Genomic DNA, 18,062 nt, shown 5'->3' on the forward strand with positions numbered 1-18,062 from the left:
AGCAAGTCTTGGCGCGGTGTCATTCTGAGTTCGTGCAGAAAGCTTGAGCACTCCCCGCATTTAGATTATTCATCGTGCTGCCTCCAACTTGGGCCGAATTGCGGCGATACCAGCGGCGATGGCGGTTGCGAGATTCTGTTGATACTTCGCATCGTTAATACTGTTGACCTTGCCGTCGGGCGGCGCGAGTTCCAGTGCGATGGCTGCGGTGGAGATGCTGTTCAGCGGGCGCAACGGAGCGGCGAGCGCGCGTACCGGAAGCTGTCGAGAATTGAGTTCTGCGGCGATAGATCCTGCAACGAGCGAGCTCGCATCCAGGTACGGAGCCTGCGCCGTCTCCCACGATAGGAAAGCGCGGCGAGCCTGGGCAGGGTCTGTCGCAACTGCTGGCACAAGGGCAGTGTAGATGCGCAATCCCGACCCGAGTGAAGCGGCGTGCACGGCGATATAAAGGGACGCCCGCGCGGCGTTCGCAGCCTGTGCACGCTCGTCAAGTGTGAGCGTGCTTTCAGTGGAACGAATCAACTCCACGTTGACGCCCTTGTTCTCTAACTCGCGGTGCAGGCGGCGGGCGAAAGCCAGCGTGACATCTTTCTCGGCAACGGTTTCGGACAACGCGGCTCCGCGTTCTTCGCCGCCATGACCGGCGTCAATGACGACTAGGAAGCGCGGCGCGGCAGGAGGGCGTGCCTGCGGAATGCGGGTGGCAGCGGATTCGGTAGTCTGCGCCGGGGGCGGCGCGGCAGCAGCGGCTTGTTGCGGCCCTACGGCGGCGATCGTAATGACCTTGCCGCCTTCGCTGTAGGTGGCGAGCACGGGTGCGTTGACGCTCACGCTCAGTTCGGCTGCGGCATTGGATTCGCTGAAAGCCGTGCTGGAGATGAGCGGATCGCCGTAGGTCACGGTTTCGGCCCCGGAACTGACGACCGGGTCGCGGGTGAAGGTCAGGCGCATCTTTCCGGGCTCGGTGGCAACGGCGGGAGACACGGGAGTTGGGAACGTGAGCACCAGCCGAGAGGGGTCTTTGCGCAATTCCGCCGAAAACTTTGCGCCCGTGCCCCCAACAAAGGCCCTCCTCGCGGGCTGATGCACACGCACCGTAAGTTCAAGAATGCGGGGCAACAGGTTCGCAAGCGCGGAGACCGGCACATAACCTCGCGTGTTCACCATGGTGAAGTTCGCGGGGAGATCGAAATCTGAGCCGCGCAGTTTGGCTTTTTTTTTGCCATCGGTGAACTGCGCTTCAACTGCTTTGCTCGTTCCCGCGGGTGTGAAGGTGAACTTCCATTTGTTGCCGTCAGGGCGGGCCTCTACGCGGCCAAGAGGTTCGAGCAGGTCGACCAAGCCGACGTACTCAAGCCCATCGTGATCGAGAACCGAGATGGCATAGCTGGTCTGCGGAGAATACACGGCAAGGCGCTTTTCTTCGGCTCGCGTCAGACGAGGGAAGATGAGCACGAAAGCTGCGAAGACGAGCAACAGCGCCGCCACGCGCACGGCGATGCTCGCGAACGTCGCTGGCCGCAGATGCATTGATCTATGCAATGCCATAGAAGATCACGCCTTTCGGCGGCAACGGTTGAACGTCAATGGAACAGGGAGGCAGAACAGCGCCGGAGAGCGCTACCTCGCGAAGGCGTTCGAGCCCGAGCGGGTTGAGGATGAAGGCGACGTTCGCGCCAAGGCGGACCTGCTCGACGGCCTCCGTCGGCTCTGCATGGAAGGTGACGTGTCGCTGCTCGCGTACGTCAGATTCGGATTCGGAAATCTTCAGCACTTTTTCCAGGATGATCTTGTGCAGTTGTACCACGTCTAGCTGTCGCTCGACCGGAGGAATATGCGCAAGTATGGTGTCGGCCCAACCGGGCTTCGAGTGCAGCCGATACGTGCAGTCGCGGGTGACGGCCAGCATGACGACGTCACCGGGTTCGACGCGGCTGTTTCGTGCAACGCCGGGAACTACGCGGGCGCCGGCGTCTTCGGCAGTAACGGCGGTAACAGTAGACGTGGCCTCTTCAGCCGCAAGCAGGCGCGCGGCAACATCGGAGTCGAAGTGAGGGCCGTTCGCGGCCAGCACAGGGTGTGGCGACGTCGGCGGCAGGTGTCGCATGTGGCGCGACACCTCTCGAAAGAAGAAGTTGGCGCGTGTGATGCGAACGAATTCTCCGGTTTCAAAATGCTCAAGTCCACTGACAACGCGATGTACAGGGCGCGAGATGAGGCCGGGATCAGCGTCGTGTACAAACGCCGCCATCATCCAGTCGCGCGGAGCTTGCTCCGGTGATGCGCAAGCGTATGCGGCAGAAGTCGTCTCATCACGAAGCGCAAGTGCGGCGTCGTAGGCGGCGTGGCCGGAGGCGAGCACGAGCGAGCGTGTGCTGATAGCGGTCGTGATTTGCGAGATGGCGTCGGCATCCGTCACGCGCCACAGATCCAACGCGACGTTTTTGTGACAGGCGTGTTTTTGACAAATGCTATAGCCCGGCGGTGCAGCGGTGGGCAGCGCAATCGCCGCGCCGTCGTATAGCACGAGCGCCGGAGCGGACTGGTGACGCGCTGTGCAGAGGAACTCAATTTCAGAACGGATACTGGCCGAAAGGCTGTGCTGCACGCGTAAGAGGCAGCCTGATTCTTGAGGGGCTGATGAGTTCAGTCCGGAACTGGCTTCGAGATGCAGAAGGGCCAGGAGGCCTGTGGTCGTGCGCGGATGGCTATCGAAGGTCGATGACTGGCGAAAAGCGTAGATAGCCGGCTGGGTGTCAGTGATTAGTGTGCCGGAGCCGCGCAAATCAGAAAGCCGAACGGCGAATTCCGATGGCGAGGTTTGCGAAAGGTCAATCGCCCCATCGGACGATGCGCGGTCCAGATCAAGAAGCAGGGCGCGGAATGGTGCGATGACGGCCAAAATCCCTCTCCGGCACGGTTTGCGCTCGTGCCTGAAGATGCTGGCTGGGAGGCGCGATCAGAGTTGCCGGGACAAGCAGATTCTAGCAGCAATAAAGTAAACCCCGCTCGGTGTGATTAACATCGAACGCATAAGCGCCACTACTCTCGACAAGCAATGCGTGGTTTGATCCCAGGTGGGGCGTGTCGTCGGGGAGCGATGGTTCAGCGGGCTTTGTGAGCTGTGTTACCATCGCCGAAAAGAGGGTTCTATGACCCGCAGAATCCGTGACGGGTGCGGGTCTGGGTTTACGAAGCACCCGCTTGCAGTCTACATACCAGGAATTAGCGGCGCGGCCAGTATCCGCGTTTCGCCGTGGTTGGGTTGCGCTTGTGCCGCCGTGCTGATGACGGCGATGGCGGCAGCCCAGACGGTCGCCTCTTCCGCAACTCAGCCGGCAAGCCCGCCAACGGGTACCGCGCAAACAGCGTCGTCGAACTCCCAACAGGGGCCAACTCCTTCCGTAGGCCCGTCGCAAGCTGGCAGCTCACAACGACAAACTGGCAGCGCACAACCAGACGCTACGCCGCCGGGTGTTCCAGGAAAACAAGGGCAGAATGGTGGCCTTGTGACTGGCGAATCCGGGAAGAAGAAGGAGCTTGCGCCCGGGAGCAACTTCGAAGAAGTTCATATTGAGCCAAGGATTGAGCCGCCAAAGCCAACGAAGGCCATGGCCGATGTGCTTTCGCCGGCGAGTACAGATCCCTCGCTGAAGACTCACACAAAGCCTATGAAGGTAGATGTCGACCTGGTGCTGGTTCCGGTGACGGTAACGGATCCGATGAACCGTCTGGTCACCGGTCTGGAGCAGGAAAACTTCGTGGTGACGGATGCGGGCGAGAAGCAGGAGGTACGGCACTTTTCCAGTGAGGATGCCCCGATCTCGCTCGGCGTGATCTTCGACATGTCCGGCAGCATGAAAGACAAAATTGAGAAGGCGCGCGAGGCCGTAGTCGAGTTCTTCAAGACGGCGAACCCGGATGACGAGTTCTTCATGATCGGCTTCAGCGATAAGCCGGACGTGATCGCCGATTTTACGCAATCGATCGAGGAGATACAGGGAAGGCTTGTCTATACGCTACCTAAGGGGCGCACCGCGCTGATGGATGCGATCTACCTGGGATTGGCCAAGATGCGCGACGCGAGGCACCAGAAGAGGGCTATGCTGATTCTCTCGGACGGCGGCGATAACCACAGCCGATATACGGAGAACGAGATCAAGTCGCTGGTGAAAGAGGCCGATGTCCAGATCTATGCGATCGGCATGTTCTCTTTCAATCCGCAGAGTCCGGAAGAGCAGATGGGGCCTTCGACGCTGGCGCAGATTACGGATGTGACCGGTGGACGGACGTTTACGATCGACAATCCCAACGAGCTAAGCGACGTAGCTACGAAGATTGGGATCGAGTTGCGCAACCAATATGTGCTCGGATACCGTCCAAGCAAACCAGCACGCGACGGCAAGTGGCGAAAGATTAAGGTAAAGCTTGTTCCGCCCAGGGGTTTGCCGCCGCTTACGGTTTATGCGAAGACTGGCTATTATGCTCCCACTGAATAAGATACGAGTTATTGTTTGCGTAGTGGCACTTCTGTTCGTTGTTGGCCTGAGCGCTCAGAATGCGCCGCCCAGTTCACAGGTCGGCACACAGCAACCGGCTCAGCCGCCGGTCATGAGTCCACCTGTCGGCCAAAGTGCGCCAGTGCCGCAAGGGGCGCCTGCCCAGCAGCGAGGGCAGATGCCCACGGGACAGAACCAGCAGGACCAATCGCAGCAGCCCATTGCTCAGCCACGGAACCAGCCGGGCGACACCGTTCAGGTACCGAACCAGCCCGGGCGTGCGCCTGACTCTCAAGAGGGCGGCGTCTTTGTCTTTCGCAAGCAGGTGGAAGAAGTCACGCTGCATGCAACGGTAGTGGATGACCGGCAACGGCTCGTGACCGATCTGAACAGGGACGCGTTCACGGTATTCGAAGATGGCCAGCCGCAGCAGATCACGTCATTCCGGAGCGAGGATATTCCGGTGTCGCTCGGAATTGTGATCGACAACTCCGGTTCGATGCGCGACAAGCGTCCGGCAGTGAACCAGGCGGCCATCAACCTGGTGAGGGCGAGCAATCCGCAGGACCAGGTGTTCGTGGTGAACTTCAACGAGGAACCGTTTCTTGATCAGGACTACACAGCGGATGTGAACCTGCTACGCGAGTCGCTGGACAAGATTGTTTCCCGCGGAGGCACGGCGCTATACGACGCGCTGGTCGCTTCCGCGGATCACCTGGCGAAAACAGCGCGGCTGGAAAAGAAAGCGATCCTTGTGGTGACGGACGGAGAAGATAATGCGAGCCGGGAATCGCTGGAGGCGGCAGTTCGAAAGCTGGCCGTAGATGGCGGGCCAACCGTCTACACCATCGGTATATTGGGTGGTGAGAAGGAAAAACGTGCGCGCCGCGCATTACGAGTCATCGCCGAGCAGACAGGCGGCGTGTCGTTCTTCCCAAGAGACCTGAGCGAAGTGGATGCGATTACAAAACAGGTGGCGCACGATATTCGTAACCAGTACACGATCGGGTACAAACCTACCAATCCGCAGAACCGTGGTGGATATCGCACGGTGAAAGTGGAAGCGCGCGCGGGCGGCTACAAGAAGCTTCAGGTTCGCACGCGATCCGGCTACTACGCCGGGCAGGAGAGAGCAGCCGCAAAATAAATCTAGGTTTCAGGCCGGCAACAAGGCCAGCGCTGAGTGCGTCTGGCCTTTTTGTTTGCCTTGACAGCAGAACCCGCGCCCATCGAACCTGCTGCGCGCAACTGATTGACCTTTCCATAGGGCTACCGTAACCTGTAACGTTCCATGGCGTGAATGGATAGGCAGCGCTACGCTGATAAACGCAGCATTCCACAAAATATGAAGGGGCCGGCCTCATCGATGAAAATCGCAGAAATGACCACTTCCCTCCAAATTGCTGAAGACATCCTAGACCTGATAGGGTCCACGCCAATGTTGCACCTCCGCAAGATTGTGCCGGCGGGGGCCGCTGACGTTTATGCAAAGCTGGAGGCCTTCAATCCAGGGTTCAGCGTGAAGGACCGCGCCGCCCTTGGGATGATCCGCAAGGCGGAACGCGAAGGACAGTTGAAGCCCGGCGACACGATTGTTGAAGCCACCGCTGGGAATACCGGTGTGGGCCTGGCACTGGTAGGCGTGCAGCGCGGATACAAGGTGATCTTCTTCGTTCCAATGAAGTTCTCTAAGGAGAAGGTGATGCTCATGGAGGCGTTCGGCGCTAAGGTCCTCCGTACGCCGGACGAAGAAGGAATGGAGGGCGCAATCAAGAGAGCCCGCCAACTCGCCGCCGACAGCCCCAATCACTGGTTCGCCGCACAATTCGAAAATCAAGGCAATCCTGACTATCACTACGAGACGACCGGCCATGAGATTGTGGAACAGATGCAGGGCAAGATAGATGCTGTCGTGATCGGCGCAGGCACGGGCGGAACTTTCACGGGGGTCGCACGCTACATAAAAGAGTGCTGCCCGGATGCGCTGGCCGTCTGCGTCGAATCGGAACATTCGGTTTACGGTGGCGGGACGCCCGGTTCGCACGCTGTGGAAGGAATCGGCTCGAGCTTCATTCCGAAGACCTATGACCCGAAGCTGGCGGACGAAGTGATCTCGGTAACCGACGCCGACGCCTTTGCCATGGTGAAAGAACTGGCAGTGATGGAAGGCGTGCTTGGCGGTTCCAGCGCGGGGGCGGCAGTGTGGGCCTCAATCGAGGTCGCCAAGCGGCTTGGGCCGGGTAAGCGCGTCGTTACGATGGTGGCAGACTCTGCGGAGCGCTACCTATCGAAGGACATCTTCAATTTCAAAGGGAAATAGAACGAGAGAAAGCGTAGAAGCTGTCATTCTCTAAAGCTGCTGAGCTACTTGCTGTGCAGAGGCGGACGGGTGCGGCTACGCGACGGTTCAACCAGCAGGAATTGCTACTGAGCGACTCAGCAACATACGAGGACTTATGGCTAAAAAGAACGTGGCAGGATTTTCGACGAGAGCGATTCACGACGGGCAAGAGCCGGAGCCTCTGACGGGCGCCGTGGGCGTGCCGATCTATGCAACTTCCACCTACGTGCAGGATGAGCTTGGAAAGCCGCGCCTGGGGTACGAGTATGCGCGCGTCTCCAATCCGACGCGAGACCGCCTCGAAACGAACCTGGCGTCGCTGGAAGGCGGAGTGGCATCGAGGGTATTTGCGAGCGGTATGGCAGCCGTGATGGCGCTCTGCACGATGTTGAAGAAGGGCGACCACATCGTTTGCTCGGATAACCTCTATGGGGGCGTGCCTCGCCTGTTCAACCAGGTGCTGGTGAACTATGGGCTGGAGTTCACCTACGTGGATACGTCGGACGTGCGAAATGTGGAGCGCGCCATCCGCCGCAACACTCGTTACGTTTACATTGAGACGCCGACGAACCCTCTGATGTCGCTGAGCGATATCGAAGCAATCAGCAAATTGGCACACCGTAAGGGTGCGGAAGTCGTGGTGGACAACACCTTCATGTCGCCGTATTTCCAGCAGCCAATCGCTCTGGGTGCGGACATGGTCATGCACTCGACGACGAAGTTTCTGAACGGGCACTCGGATGGGCTTGGCGGAGTGCTGGTATGTACGAAGAAGGAGCAGGCCGAGAAGTTGGCGTTCATACAGAAGGCTGCGGGCGCGATCATGTCGCCTTTCGAGTGCTGGCTGGTGCTGCGCGGCGTCAAGACGCTGGCGCTGCGCATGAAGCAGCACGACGAGAGCGGCCGGGTTGTCGCCGACTACCTGAATACGCATCGCAAGGTGAAGAAGGTTTTCTATCCCGGCCTGCCCCATCATCCGCAGTATGAACTGGCGCGGCGGCAGATGTCGGGCTTCGGATCGATGATTACCTTTGAGACAGGCTCGCTGAATAATGCCAAGAAGTTTTTGAAGAAGGTTCGCGTCTGCACGCTTGGCGAATCGCTGGGTGGCGTGGAGTCGCTGATCTCGCACCCGGCGACCATGACACACGCGGCAGTCGGCGCGGCAGGCCGCAAGAAGATCGGCATAACCGATGGCATGGTGCGCCTTTCCGTCGGTGTTGAGGAAGTGGAAGACATCATTACCGATCTGGAGCAGGCACTGGCGGCGCTGTAGGATTCATGTAAGACGAATGTGAGAGGGCGCGGTTTCGGCTGCGCCCTTTCTGTTGCTACGGCTCCGAGCGCGACAGCGGCGAGAGTTTCAACTTTCTCGTTTTGGGATTGAACAGTGTAATAACTGCGCTATCGACCTCGGTTAGTGGCATAATTCGCAACGTCGAAAGGAGGCGAATATGGCGCAAGCGGAATCGGTATCTGCCGAGTGGGATTCGACAGCATACGATGTGCTGGCGAAACCTGAGGTGGAATGGGGCAAGAAAGTTTTAGACCGTCTTCATTTACAAGGGTTTGAGAAGGTGTTGGACGCTGGCTGTGGCACCGGGCGGGTAACCGCGATGTTATGCGAGCGCTTGCCTCACGGACATGTAATCGCTGTTGATCTCTCGGACAACATGCTGAACGTCGCACGCGAACACCTCAAGGGCGTGAGCGGTCGCGTGAAGTTCGTGCAAGCGGACCTCGTGAACCTTTCGCTTCAGGAAGAGGTTGACGGCATTTTCAGCACGGCGGCAATCCACTGGATCAGCGATCATTGGAAGCTGTTCGGTGGCTTTTATAGGGCATTGCGTCCGGGCGGATGGCTGGTGGCTCAGTGCGGCGCGGCGCCAAACCTGGCGCGTCTGCGGCGGCGCGCGGCCGAACTGGTGTACGAAGGCATGTTCTCCGTGTACTTCCGCGACTGGACGGATCCGTGGATGTTCGTGGAGCACACGACCATGGCCGAGCGTTTACGCCTCGTCGGCTTCGAAAACGTAAAGACAACCCAGGTTCCCGCGTATTCGTGCATGCCGAACCGCGAAATGTACAAGCAGTACATCTCGACGGTGACACTCCGCAAGCACGTTGCACAGATGCCTGCAGAGATCGCACAGAAGTTCCTGAATGTCCTGGCCGATATGGCCGAGCATGACACTCCGAAATTCGAGATGGATTACTGGCGTCTGAATATGAGCGCCGTGAAACCGGCGAATACAGCGGCAGTGAACTCCAATTTAGCTTCAACTTCTAACTAGCTAACCCAGTTACGCACTTATTTTGTGGCGGCCGCTGCGTTCAGGACGGAGCGGCCGTTGTGTTACCGGACCGAGTCGACAATCCAGCGCAGGTAATCAGGGCAGCCGTCCGTGATGTCGATGGCGATGCACTCGGGAAGTTCGTAGGAGTGCAACTCTCTGATGTCGTCGCGAACAGCGGCGACGTTCTCCACGGTAGTCTTAATCAGCAGGAGAAATTCAGCGGCGCTCTCGACCTCTCCCTTCCATCTGTAAATGGATTCGAGAGGGCCAACGAGGTTGACGCAGGCAGCGTGCCGGCGTTCCACAAGTGCATGCGCAATGGTCTTCGCTTCTTCACGAGAACCGGCAGTGCTCAACAGCAGGCGAGTGTCCGTCATCGAGTGCGTGTCCGATGCAGACTATAATGCAACCAGCGGCAGAATGTAATCTGCAAAGACGCTGCTGACACCAACCCTGCTGTACTCTTCTGCAACTAAGGTTCGAGAAAGATGACAACACAGATCAAGTTTGGCACATCTGGCTGGCGGGCCGTCATGGCCGAAGAGTTCACGTTCGCGAACGTGCGCCGCGCCGTCACAGGCATTGCGCGTTATGTCGCGTCAACGAAGCCGTACGACGGAACGCGACTGATCGTGGGTCGCGACCCACGCTTCCTGGGCGAGAAGTTCGTTGACGTGGCAGCCGAAATTTTGGAAGCACATGGAGTGCAGCCGCTGGTCATCACCGAGGCGGCGCCCACCCCGGCAATCTCTTACGAAGTGGTTCGGCAGAAGACAGATGGCGCGATTAACTTCACGGCGTCACACAATCCGCCGGAATATAACGGTATCAAGTTCTCCACGCCGGATGGCGCACCGGCGCTGCCGGAAGCGACGCAGAGAATCGAAGCGGAGATCGCTGGATTGGGCCAGGGGGTCGAGACGGACGCCAGTCCATCCAACGGGAAGCAGGCGAAGCGTGAGCCCATCGAAGTGAAGTCGCATTACGTGGCGCGTCTGAGGGAACTCGTGGACCTGGCGGCTATCAAGAAATCCGGGCTGCACGTTTGCTTCGATCCGATGTGGGGTGCTGCGCGCGGATACAGTGATGAAATCCTGCGCGGCGCAGGCGTGCAAGTCTCAACCGTTCACGATTCTCGGGACGTGCTGTTCGGCGGACATGCACCCGAGCCGGATGACCATCTGCTGACCGACCTTCGGGCAAAGATGCGCGAGACCGGCTCGCTTATCGGCATTGCTACGGATGGCGACGCCGACCGCTTTGGCATTGTAGATGCTGATGGAACGTTTTTGCAGCCGAACTATGTAATCGCGCTGCTGTTCGATTACCTGGCTGAGAGCCGTGGTTGGAAGAACGGCGTGGCAAAGTCGGTGGCGACAACAAACCTGGTGAATGCATTGGCGGAGCACCACGGTGTGCCGTTGTACGAAACGCCGGTTGGCTTCAAGTACATTGGCGAGCTGATTAAGGAAGACAAAATTGCTATTGGGGGCGAGGAGAGCGCGGGGCTTTCCATCCGGCATCACGTTCCGGAAAAGGATGGCGTCATCGCCGGATTGCTTTGCTGCGAAATGGTTGCGAAGCGTGGCAAGTCGATGGGCGAGTTGCTGCGCGAACTGTTTGCCAAAGTTGGTTCCTTCTATCCATTGCGCGAGAACTTCCGCTTGACGCCAGAGGTGAAAGAGAAGTTCACTGTGAAGTTGGGTCAAGAGCCAAGAAACTTCGCGGGACAGAAGGTTTCGCAGGTGGTCCGCACGGACGGACTTAAACTGGTGCTCGACGATGGCTCATGGGTCTGCTACCGGTTGAGCGGAACGGAACCAGTGGTGCGCGTCTATACGGAAGCGCGCAGTGAAGGCGACTTGCAGAAGCTGAGTGCGGACGCCAAGCAGTGGGTGATGGAATAGTGAATTCAGGGCTGAAGATGCAGAAGCTGCAAGACTTGTTGAAGGCAGTGCACGGCTGGCGTCGCCGACTTGCGACGATGGCGGTGTTGCTGCTGGCTGGAATGCTGGGATTCCACGTACTGTTCGGCGCGAACGGCTGGGTAGTCTTCCGCCAAAAGGTGCGGGAACACGAGAGTTTGCAGAAGGAAGTGCGCCAGGTGCAGTTGGAAAATGAGCGCCTGGAGACGCAGATCAAGAACCTGAAAACCGATCCGAATACGATCGAGAAGGAAGCGCGCGAACAGTTGAAATACGCGCGGCCCGGCGAGGTTGTGTACGTCATGCCGGAGCGCAAAGAGAAGCCAGTAACCGCAACGGCGGAGAAGCACTAAGGACTGTTGTGATTCGCACGTAAGGGCGCCGCATAGGCGCCTTTTCCTATTTGACTCGCGAATGCTCAGTCCGCTGCTATTGGTTCCGGGGCGGCGATCAAGGTGTTAACGGGGGTCGCGTGCGCGGTGCTCTTGGGTTTCGGGGCAAAGAAGCGATGCTTCAGCGCCAGGATCGGGCGTTCAAAACCGTACCAGAGCAGCGTTGCAGCTGAGATAGAGAGCACGAGGCGAACGACGACGATGGCCAGATTCCCCAACGCGCCGTACTGTTCCATGCGCGCGTCGAAAGCGCCGATCACTACGAAGACCAGAATGTGCGTCATATAAAGTCCGTAGCTGATGGTGCCGAGAAACTTGAGCGGACGCAGCTTCAAGAAGCTGCCGTAGGCATTTGGCGATCGATTCGCGGCAATGGCCGTCAGCAGCATCCCTCCAAAACCTATCGCAAGGAACGAGTCCGTGAGCGCCCATCCGTGGAAGAGCATGATGATGGCGCCGATCACGCCCAACGCAAGCGCAACGCGGGCAATGGTGCGCCAAGTCGATTCGGACAGGCGCGCAGAGCGCAACCCGAGTGCGATAAGCGATCCCACGGCGAGGCCGTCCAGGTGGATGAGCGTGTGGGTTGGCGTGAGATGTGCTCCGGCGAACATGCGTATCACTGGCGAGCCGATGATTACGACGGCCAGAACTGGTATTAGAAACGCCGCGCGGAAGAAGCGTGCGATGGGTGCCCACAGGATATAGAACTGTTCTTCAATGGCGAGCGACCAGGTGGGACCGACGGTGCCGGGTATCGCGATGAAGAAGAGATTCTGGATGAACAGCAAGTAGTAGGCCCAGGGCGCGCCCTTCACTTCGTGCCAGGCCCACCAGAAGCTTCCGAAAACCAAGGGGACAACGACGTAGTTGAGCAGCAGAAGCAGAAGGTACACGGGCCAGATGCGAAGTCCGCGGCGAGCGTAAAAATTGCGGAAGAAGTTCGGCTGCTGGCGCGAGTCGGCGATGATCCCGGTGATGAGGAATCCAGAGAGAACGAAGAAAAGGTTGACGCCGACCCAGCCCCACTGCGTGATCGAATCGAGATGCAGAAATCGAAGCTTGTCGTGGCAGTGATAGATGACAACGGCGGCGATGGCAAGCCCACGCAGGCCATCCAGTTCAGGAATATAGGACGGGAGCAGAGATTTGGAAGCCGCTGATGGCAGCGGAACAGCAACAGCGTCGCCCGCGCCTGTGAGGTCTCTGCGCGGGCGAATGGGGGTGTGAACCTGCTGCACTAGCGCGACACTCCCTCAACAGGAGAGCTGGCCGTGGCGTAAAGTTTTTTAGGCATGCGGCCGGCCGAGTAGCCCAAGCGTCCGGCAATGACAGCGTGCTTCATGGCGTCGGCCATGGTGACGGGATCCTTGGCACCGGCGATGCCGGTGTTCATGAGGACGGCGTCATAGCCGAGTTCCATTGCGAGCGTTGCGTCCGACGGCGTGCCGACTCCGGCATCGACCACGAGAGGCACGGTGGTAATCAGTTCGCGCAGAATGCGCAGGTTGGCGACGTTTTGTATGCCGAGGCCGCTGCCGATTGGAGCTCCGAGCGGCATGATGACAGAAGCACCGGCGTCGAGCAGGCGAAGCGCAACGACCGGATCATCGCTGGTGTAAGGCAGTACAGTGAAGCCTTCCTTCACAAGAACCTTGGTGGCTTCGATCGTGGCCGAAACGTCGGGATAAAGCGTCTTCTGGTCGCCAATGACTTCGATTTTGACCCAATCGCTCAGTCCAACTTCGCGGCCCAGGCGCGCAGCGCGGATTGCTTCATCAGCCGTATAGCAGCCAGCAGTGTTAGGCAGCAGAAAGTACTTCTTGGGATCGATGAAGTCGAGCAGTGATTCCTTGCTGCGGTCCAGATTGACGCGGCGGACGGCGACGGTGACCATCTCTGCGCCGCTGGCGGCGATGGCAGCGGCCGTTTCAGGCCCGTCCTTGTACTTGCCCGTTCCGACGATCAGGCGCGAGGAGAATGCCTTACCTGCAATTACCAATGAGTCCATAAAAGATATTGTAATCGGGTAATTTGTAATTGGGTAATTGTTGGGCGGAGCGCGTGTTCGGGTCGGAATTGCGCAAGGAGGCTACAGATGAAAGATGGAGCCGGCCTTCAGGCCTGCTCCACCCATTTCTACCTGCAAGTCTGAAGGTCCTGCTCTATCCGAATCTCTTACTGCAATCCCTGAAGCCTGCTCCACCTGATCACGAAAGTTCCCGCTATTTCCCGCCTGCCTCCTTGGGCAATGCAACGGGTTTGAACAGCAAGTCCTGATAATCGAAGCTGAAGTCGGCAATCTGCGACGTGGGGACCATCTTCATCTCGTCAATCTTGCCGTCCGGCTGCAGGTTGAAAGTGAGGAAGGCGTCAGGGATGGTAGCGTCACGGAACACGGCTTTGAAGGTGTTGAATTGCCAGTGTTCGAGGTCTGCGACCATGTCAGGCGTGTGCGTCATCCGCAGCACCAGGCGATCGTTCTCCAGTTTGAGAGTGGCCTTCCCATACCAGGGATCGTTGTAGTCCCCGGCATAGGAGGCAAGTGGGAACGAGGGGCGGGATTCCTTTACTCGCTCCTCGTTCTGCTTCTTTTCAGCTTCAGCGGCCTTGGCGAGGGTTTCCCTCCGCGAGGTCTGGAACGCGGAGATCCAGTTCGTTGCGGGCAGCTTCATGTAGTGATCGAGAATGTGGTAGATGATCGACGCGTATGAGCCGCTCTCTTCCTGGTTGGTCAACACGATAATGCCAAGGTTTTCCTCCGGCACCAGATAGACGCTGGACAACATTCCCGTGAGTGCGCCGCCGTGGGAGACGATTTTGCGTCCCTGGTAATCGCGGAGGCTCCAGCCCATGCCGTATCCGGAGAACTTGGCTTCAAGCGACTTGAGCGGACCCTGCTGTGGACGGCCCGGGCCGGTAGAAATCTGCATCGACCACATCTGGCGCTGTGCAGCTTCGCTGAAGAGGCGACGGTCGCCCTCAATCTTGCCGCGATTAAGCTGCACCAGAACCCACTTGGAGAGGTCGGTGACGTTGGACTTGATTCCAGCGGCGGCAGCCCAAGTGTCGTCCTTGGTGAGTGCAATGGGTGCGACCGGCTTGCCTGCGAGTCGCCACCCGCGTGAATGCGGCGTGGCAAAGTTATCGCCGGGTTTGAAGCTGGCAGAACTGATCACGGTTGAGTTCATGCCGAGCGGCTGGAAGATGCGTTCGCGCGTAAAGTCGTCCCACGACTTACCGCTGACGGCGGCAACGAGTTCGCCGGCGACGATGAACATAAGGTTGTTATAGGCGTAGCGACTGCGCAGGCTGGAGACTGGCTTGATGTGGGCCGCGGCGGCGACAACCTGTTCGCGGGTGAAATCCGTGTCAGGCCAGAACATAAGATCGCCTGCGCCAAGGCCTAGTCCGCTGCGATGCGAGAGCAAATCGCGCACCATGAGTTCGCTCGTGACAAAGGCATCGTCCACGCGAAAGGCTGGCAGGTGCTTGATGACAGGATCGTCCCACGAAACCTTCTGCTCATCGACCAGAATCGCAACATCGGCGGCAGTGAAAGCCTTGCTATTCGAGGCGATTCCGAAGAGCGTGTTGGCATCAACCGGTTCAGGCAAGCCTAGCCTGCGAACGCCGTAGCCCTTTGCGAGCACGATCTTGCCATCTTTCACAATGGCGAGTGCGATGCCGGGGACTTCAAACTCCTTCATGGTGCGGGCGACCCAGGCGTCAATATCCGGAGGCGCGCTCTGGGCGAGAGTGCCGAGTGAGAAGAAGAGGACGAGGATGAGGATGGCCACGTTACGCGGGTATCTACGCATCAGTGCGAGTGCTCCTGTTCCTTGGAGTTGACGAGAAAACCCAAGGTTGATCGGGAAGGGTATTTGTACATGAGGCGAACGGGAGGGACAAGGGGAGCGTGGGACAACTGCACCTCTGTCTTCCTGCGCAGTAAGGCAGTTGCCAGTTGCCCGTTGCCAGTAAGGGCTCCTTCGACTCGAGCCGCCCCTGGCTCAGGAAGACAGATTCTTGCTCAGTATCTTAGTAGCTCAGCGGCTCAGTAGCTTAGGTTCAGTTACGTTGTGATCGTGGCGGGTTCGGGTGCGGAAGAACTAGCGTCGGCGTACAAGCGCTCGATTTCTTTGCGGTAACGCTCTTCCACCATGCGTCGGCGAAGTTTGAGCGTGGGCGTCAGCGTACCGTTTGCGACCGACAGTTCCTCGGGGATCACGAGCACGCGTTTCAGCTTCTCGTATTGCGCGAGATTGCAGTTGATGTCGGCCACGATACCTTCATAAAGCGCCTGAATCTTCGGGAGGGAGATCAGTTCCTCGCGCGTGCTGAACTCCACTCCGTTGTGTCGCGCCCAATCTTCCAGATGAACGAAGGAGGGAGCGAGAACCACCGAAGCGAAGCGCCGGCGGTCGCCGATGACCGCGGCTTCGCTGATGAGCACGTTCGCCTTCAGCGAGTTCTCGATGGGCTGCGGCGCTACAAACTTGCCGCCCGAAGTCTTGATCAGGTCTTTCTTGCGATCGGTGATGGAGAGGAAGCCTTCGGAATCGAGCATGCCGATATCGCCTGTCTTGAACCAGTCGCCGTCGAATGCGTTGCTGGTTTCTTCCGGCATGTTCCAGTAACCCTTAAAGATGGATGGGCCGCGCACCAGAATTTCACCATCGCCGGCGATACGGATTTCAAGATTGGGCAGCGGCTTGCCGACGGTTCCGAGCTTGTAGCCGGATGGATGGTTGATGGAAATGACCGGCGACGTTTCCGTCAGGCCATAGCCTTCGTTGATGCGGATGCCGATCTTGGCATACCACTCGCCGAGTTCGCGTCCCAGCGGCGCGCCTCCTGAGATAAAGACATGCACTCGTCCACCCATGGCGGCACGGACTTTCCCATAGACAAGCTTGTCAGCCAGTTTCCACGCGAAGCTGGCGGGTCTGAGTCCGGCCAGAATCTCATCGCGATGTGCTTCGCCGACGCGGAGGGTCCAGTTGTAGAGCTTGCGCTTGAGTCCGTGTCCAACTTCCTTTTCAACCTGGTTATAGATTTTTTCGTAAACGCGCGGCACGGCGACGAACACCGTCGGGTGAATCTCGTTCAGCGTGCGCCCAAGATCGTCCATGAACGGGCAATACGCGATGGTGATGCTGTGGAAGAACATCGCATAGTCGAGATGGCGCGCCGTGATGTGCGAGAGCGGCAGGAAGCTGATGCCGACGTTTCCCGGTTCAAAGGCGAAAGCGTCGAGCGAGACTTCCAGGTTCGAGGCCAGATTGCCATGGGTAAGCATGGCGCCTTTCGGAACGCCCGTCGTGCCAGAGGTGTAGATGACGGTTGCGAGATCGTCGCGAGTGACGGTGTGAGCGAGCGCATCGAACTGGGCGTCGCGCGCGGAAGGACCAGCGGCCATCATGGGCGACATCAATTCGAGCCCGGGACGGAGGGGCAGATCGTCCATGGCAATGATGCGGTCAATGTGCGTCTGGGAGCGAATAGCTTCGAGCTTTTCGAGTTGTGCTTGGGTGGAAACGAAAGCGATGCGCGCTCCGGAGTGACGAAGGAGATATGCCGCCTGCTCGCCGGTCAGCGTGGAATAGATGGGAACGACGGCCGCGCCGATGAGCAGCGTGGCGAAATCTGCGATGGCCCACTCCGGGCGATTCTCGCTAAGGATGGCGATACGGTCGCCGCGTCCGACTCCCCACGACTGGAGCGCATGGGCGGCGCCAACCACGCTCTTGTAAAATTCTGACGATGAGATCGATCGCCATGCGCCGTTTTCGCGCGTGACCATTACGCGCTCGCAGTCGCGCTCCACTACGGCGTAGAAGATGTCGTTCAGCGTGCGAGGCTTTTGTTTCATTCCACCCCAGCATGGCAGCGAATTACTTGAGATAAGCCTGGTCGCCTGCCTGGCAACCTGGGCCAGCTACTTCTCTAAACCTACTAAGATGACGTTTGCTACCGATTCGGCAGCACCGGCCAGAGCATATTCGTGTTCGGCAAGCACCCAAGACGTAACCATTTCGTCCACCGCACCGAAGAAGCAGTTGGCCACGATCTTTTCATTGAGGTCGGCCCGGAATAGCCCTGTTTGCTGGCCGTCGCGGATGGCCGAGCGTACGAGGTCGAAGTACTCCACCATGTGCTGATGGGAGAAGGGCGCCAGGAATCGAGCGCTCTGGCGAAGCTCCATCTGGAAGACGACGGCAAGATTGCGGTTGGAACCGAGGGCGTTAAGGTGCAGGAAGGCGAGGCGTCGCAGCTTTTCGGACGGCGACGCGATCTTCGCCAACTCAGTGCGGGCGAAGCTGACGAAGGCATCAAACGCGGTGTTGATGGCCATCATCAGAATCTCTTCTTTATTTTTGAAGTAGAGATAGACGGTGCCATCGGCGACCCCCGCGCGGTCAGCTATGTCTGCTACGCGAGAGGAGTGGAAGCCCTTCTCCGCGAAAACGGCGACGGCAGCGTCAAGAATGCGCTGGTATTTTTCGGAGCTGCTCCGCAATTGCGGAGCAGCGGCCGTGACCTGATCTTCGCCGGAATCGTGTTTGGGCATCGTTTGAAGTGTGCAGGAAGATTAAGTGCCG

General features: G+C 58.7%; 15 protein-coding genes. 7 read left to right on the forward strand and 8 right to left on the reverse strand.

The genetic code is table 11. The features are described from left to right. Window positions 1–69: 69 nt before the first annotated feature. Both VN622_13700 and VN622_13705 read right to left on the reverse strand, forming a co-directional pair. The gene (locus VN622_13700; protein ID HWR36910.1) at window positions 70–1,551 is read right to left on the reverse strand and encodes an N-acetylmuramoyl-L-alanine amidase; all 1,482 of its coding nucleotides are present in this window, start codon (window positions 1,549–1,551) and stop codon (window positions 70–72) included. Continuing rightward, window positions 1,538–2,905: a DUF1015 family protein gene (locus VN622_13705; GenBank protein ID HWR36911.1), complete on the reverse strand. Its 1,368-nt coding sequence runs from the start codon at window positions 2,903–2,905 to the stop codon at window positions 1,538–1,540. Before VN622_13705 ends, VN622_13700 begins: the two co-directional genes overlap by 14 nt. A 250-nt stretch (window positions 2,906–3,155) precedes the next feature. Here VN622_13705 and VN622_13710 point away from each other — a divergent pair, with 250 nt between their 5' ends. From VN622_13710 to VN622_13730, 5 genes are all read left to right on the forward strand, one after another. Further along, on the forward strand, window positions 3,156–4,502 hold the full coding sequence (locus VN622_13710; GenBank protein HWR36912.1) for a VWA domain-containing protein: 1,347 nt from the start codon (window positions 3,156–3,158) through the stop codon (window positions 4,500–4,502). 22 nt (window positions 4,503–4,524) lie between these two features. Next, window positions 4,525–5,649, forward strand: coding sequence for a VWA domain-containing protein (locus VN622_13715; GenBank protein HWR36913.1), 1,125 nt, complete (start codon window positions 4,525–4,527; stop codon window positions 5,647–5,649). A 219-nt stretch (window positions 5,650–5,868) separates the two neighbouring features. Continuing rightward, window positions 5,869–6,822, forward strand: coding sequence for a cysteine synthase A (gene cysK / locus VN622_13720; protein ID HWR36914.1), 954 nt, complete (start codon window positions 5,869–5,871; stop codon window positions 6,820–6,822). A gap of 136 nt (window positions 6,823–6,958) precedes the next feature. Continuing rightward, window positions 6,959–8,119, forward strand: a complete 1,161-nt coding sequence (locus VN622_13725) for a PLP-dependent aspartate aminotransferase family protein (GenBank protein HWR36915.1) — start codon at window positions 6,959–6,961, stop codon at window positions 8,117–8,119. Between the two features lie 178 nt (window positions 8,120–8,297). After that, the gene (locus VN622_13730; protein ID HWR36916.1) at window positions 8,298–9,137 is read left to right on the forward strand and encodes a class I SAM-dependent methyltransferase; all 840 of its coding nucleotides are present in this window, start codon (window positions 8,298–8,300) and stop codon (window positions 9,135–9,137) included. A 62-nt stretch (window positions 9,138–9,199) separates the two neighbouring features. On the opposite strand, the gene cutA is transcribed toward VN622_13730, so the two are convergent. Next, a complete protein-coding gene (gene cutA / locus VN622_13735; GenBank protein ID HWR36917.1) occupies window positions 9,200–9,517 on the reverse strand; it encodes a divalent-cation tolerance protein CutA in 318 nt (105 codons plus the stop codon). Window positions 9,518–9,628: 111 nt separating this feature from the next. On the opposite strand from cutA, the gene VN622_13740 reads away from it, so the two are divergent. Together VN622_13740 and VN622_13745 are read left to right on the forward strand one after the other, a co-directional pair. Further along, window positions 9,629–11,047: a phosphoglucomutase/phosphomannomutase family protein gene (locus tag VN622_13740; GenBank protein HWR36918.1), complete on the forward strand. Its 1,419-nt coding sequence runs from the start codon at window positions 9,629–9,631 to the stop codon at window positions 11,045–11,047. Between the two features lie 17 nt (window positions 11,048–11,064). Next, window positions 11,065–11,418 (forward strand): septum formation initiator family protein, encoded by a 354-nt coding sequence (locus VN622_13745; protein ID HWR36919.1) that lies wholly within the window; start codon window positions 11,065–11,067, stop codon window positions 11,416–11,418. Between the two features lie 65 nt (window positions 11,419–11,483). Here VN622_13745 and VN622_13750 read toward each other — a convergent pair whose 3' ends face one another. The 5 genes from VN622_13750 to VN622_13770 form a co-directional block, all read right to left on the reverse strand. Continuing rightward, window positions 11,484–12,698 carry an acyltransferase gene (locus VN622_13750; GenBank protein ID HWR36920.1) on the reverse strand — a complete coding sequence of 405 codons (1,215 nt, stop codon included), beginning with the start codon at window positions 12,696–12,698 and terminating at the stop codon, window positions 11,484–11,486. Next, a complete protein-coding gene (locus tag VN622_13755) occupies window positions 12,698–13,468 on the reverse strand; it encodes a thiazole synthase (GenBank protein HWR36921.1) in 771 nt (256 codons plus the stop codon). Before VN622_13755 ends, VN622_13750 begins: the two co-directional genes overlap by 1 nt. A 214-nt stretch (window positions 13,469–13,682) precedes the next feature. After that, window positions 13,683–15,278, reverse strand: a complete 1,596-nt coding sequence (locus tag VN622_13760) for a serine hydrolase (GenBank protein ID HWR36922.1) — start codon at window positions 15,276–15,278, stop codon at window positions 13,683–13,685. 254 nt (window positions 15,279–15,532) lie between these two features. Then, window positions 15,533–17,332 carry a long-chain fatty acid--CoA ligase gene (locus tag VN622_13765; GenBank protein HWR36923.1) on the reverse strand — a complete coding sequence of 600 codons (1,800 nt, stop codon included), beginning with the start codon at window positions 17,330–17,332 and terminating at the stop codon, window positions 15,533–15,535. Window positions 17,333–17,398: 66 nt separating this feature from the next. Continuing rightward, the gene (locus VN622_13770; GenBank protein HWR36924.1) at window positions 17,399–18,031 is read right to left on the reverse strand and encodes a TetR/AcrR family transcriptional regulator; all 633 of its coding nucleotides are present in this window, start codon (window positions 18,029–18,031) and stop codon (window positions 17,399–17,401) included. Between the last annotated feature and the right edge of the window lie 31 nt (window positions 18,032–18,062).

It is taken from the genome of Clostridia bacterium (assembly GCA_035561135.1).
Lineage (GTDB): Bacteria > Acidobacteriota > Terriglobia > Terriglobales > Acidobacteriaceae > DATMYA01.

What these genes read in the sequence shown, in the direction of transcription:
- VN622_13760 (HWR36922.1), bottom strand. Translation starts at nt 15,278, where the DNA reads ATGCGTAGATACCCGCGTAACGTGGCCATCCTCATCCTCGTCCTCTTC.
- VN622_13740 (HWR36918.1), top strand. Translation starts at nt 9,629, where the DNA reads ATGACAACACAGATCAAGTTTGGCACATCTGGCTGGCGGGCCGTCATG.
- VN622_13725 (HWR36915.1), top strand. Translation starts at nt 6,959, where the DNA reads ATGGCTAAAAAGAACGTGGCAGGATTTTCGACGAGAGCGATTCACGAC.
- VN622_13745 (HWR36919.1), top strand. Translation starts at nt 11,065, where the DNA reads ATGCAGAAGCTGCAAGACTTGTTGAAGGCAGTGCACGGCTGGCGTCGC.
- VN622_13710 (HWR36912.1), top strand. Translation starts at nt 3,156, where the DNA reads ATGACCCGCAGAATCCGTGACGGGTGCGGGTCTGGGTTTACGAAGCAC.
- VN622_13730 (HWR36916.1), top strand. Translation starts at nt 8,298, where the DNA reads ATGGCGCAAGCGGAATCGGTATCTGCCGAGTGGGATTCGACAGCATAC.
- cutA (HWR36917.1), bottom strand. Translation starts at nt 9,517, where the DNA reads ATGACGGACACTCGCCTGCTGTTGAGCACTGCCGGTTCTCGTGAAGAA.
- VN622_13770 (HWR36924.1), bottom strand. Translation starts at nt 18,031, where the DNA reads ATGCCCAAACACGATTCCGGCGAAGATCAGGTCACGGCCGCTGCTCCG.
- VN622_13765 (HWR36923.1), bottom strand. Translation starts at nt 17,332, where the DNA reads ATGAAACAAAAGCCTCGCACGCTGAACGACATCTTCTACGCCGTAGTG.
- VN622_13700 (HWR36910.1), bottom strand. Translation starts at nt 1,551, where the DNA reads ATGGCATTGCATAGATCAATGCATCTGCGGCCAGCGACGTTCGCGAGC.
- VN622_13755 (HWR36921.1), bottom strand. Translation starts at nt 13,468, where the DNA reads ATGGACTCATTGGTAATTGCAGGTAAGGCATTCTCCTCGCGCCTGATC.
- cysK (HWR36914.1), top strand. Translation starts at nt 5,869, where the DNA reads ATGAAAATCGCAGAAATGACCACTTCCCTCCAAATTGCTGAAGACATC.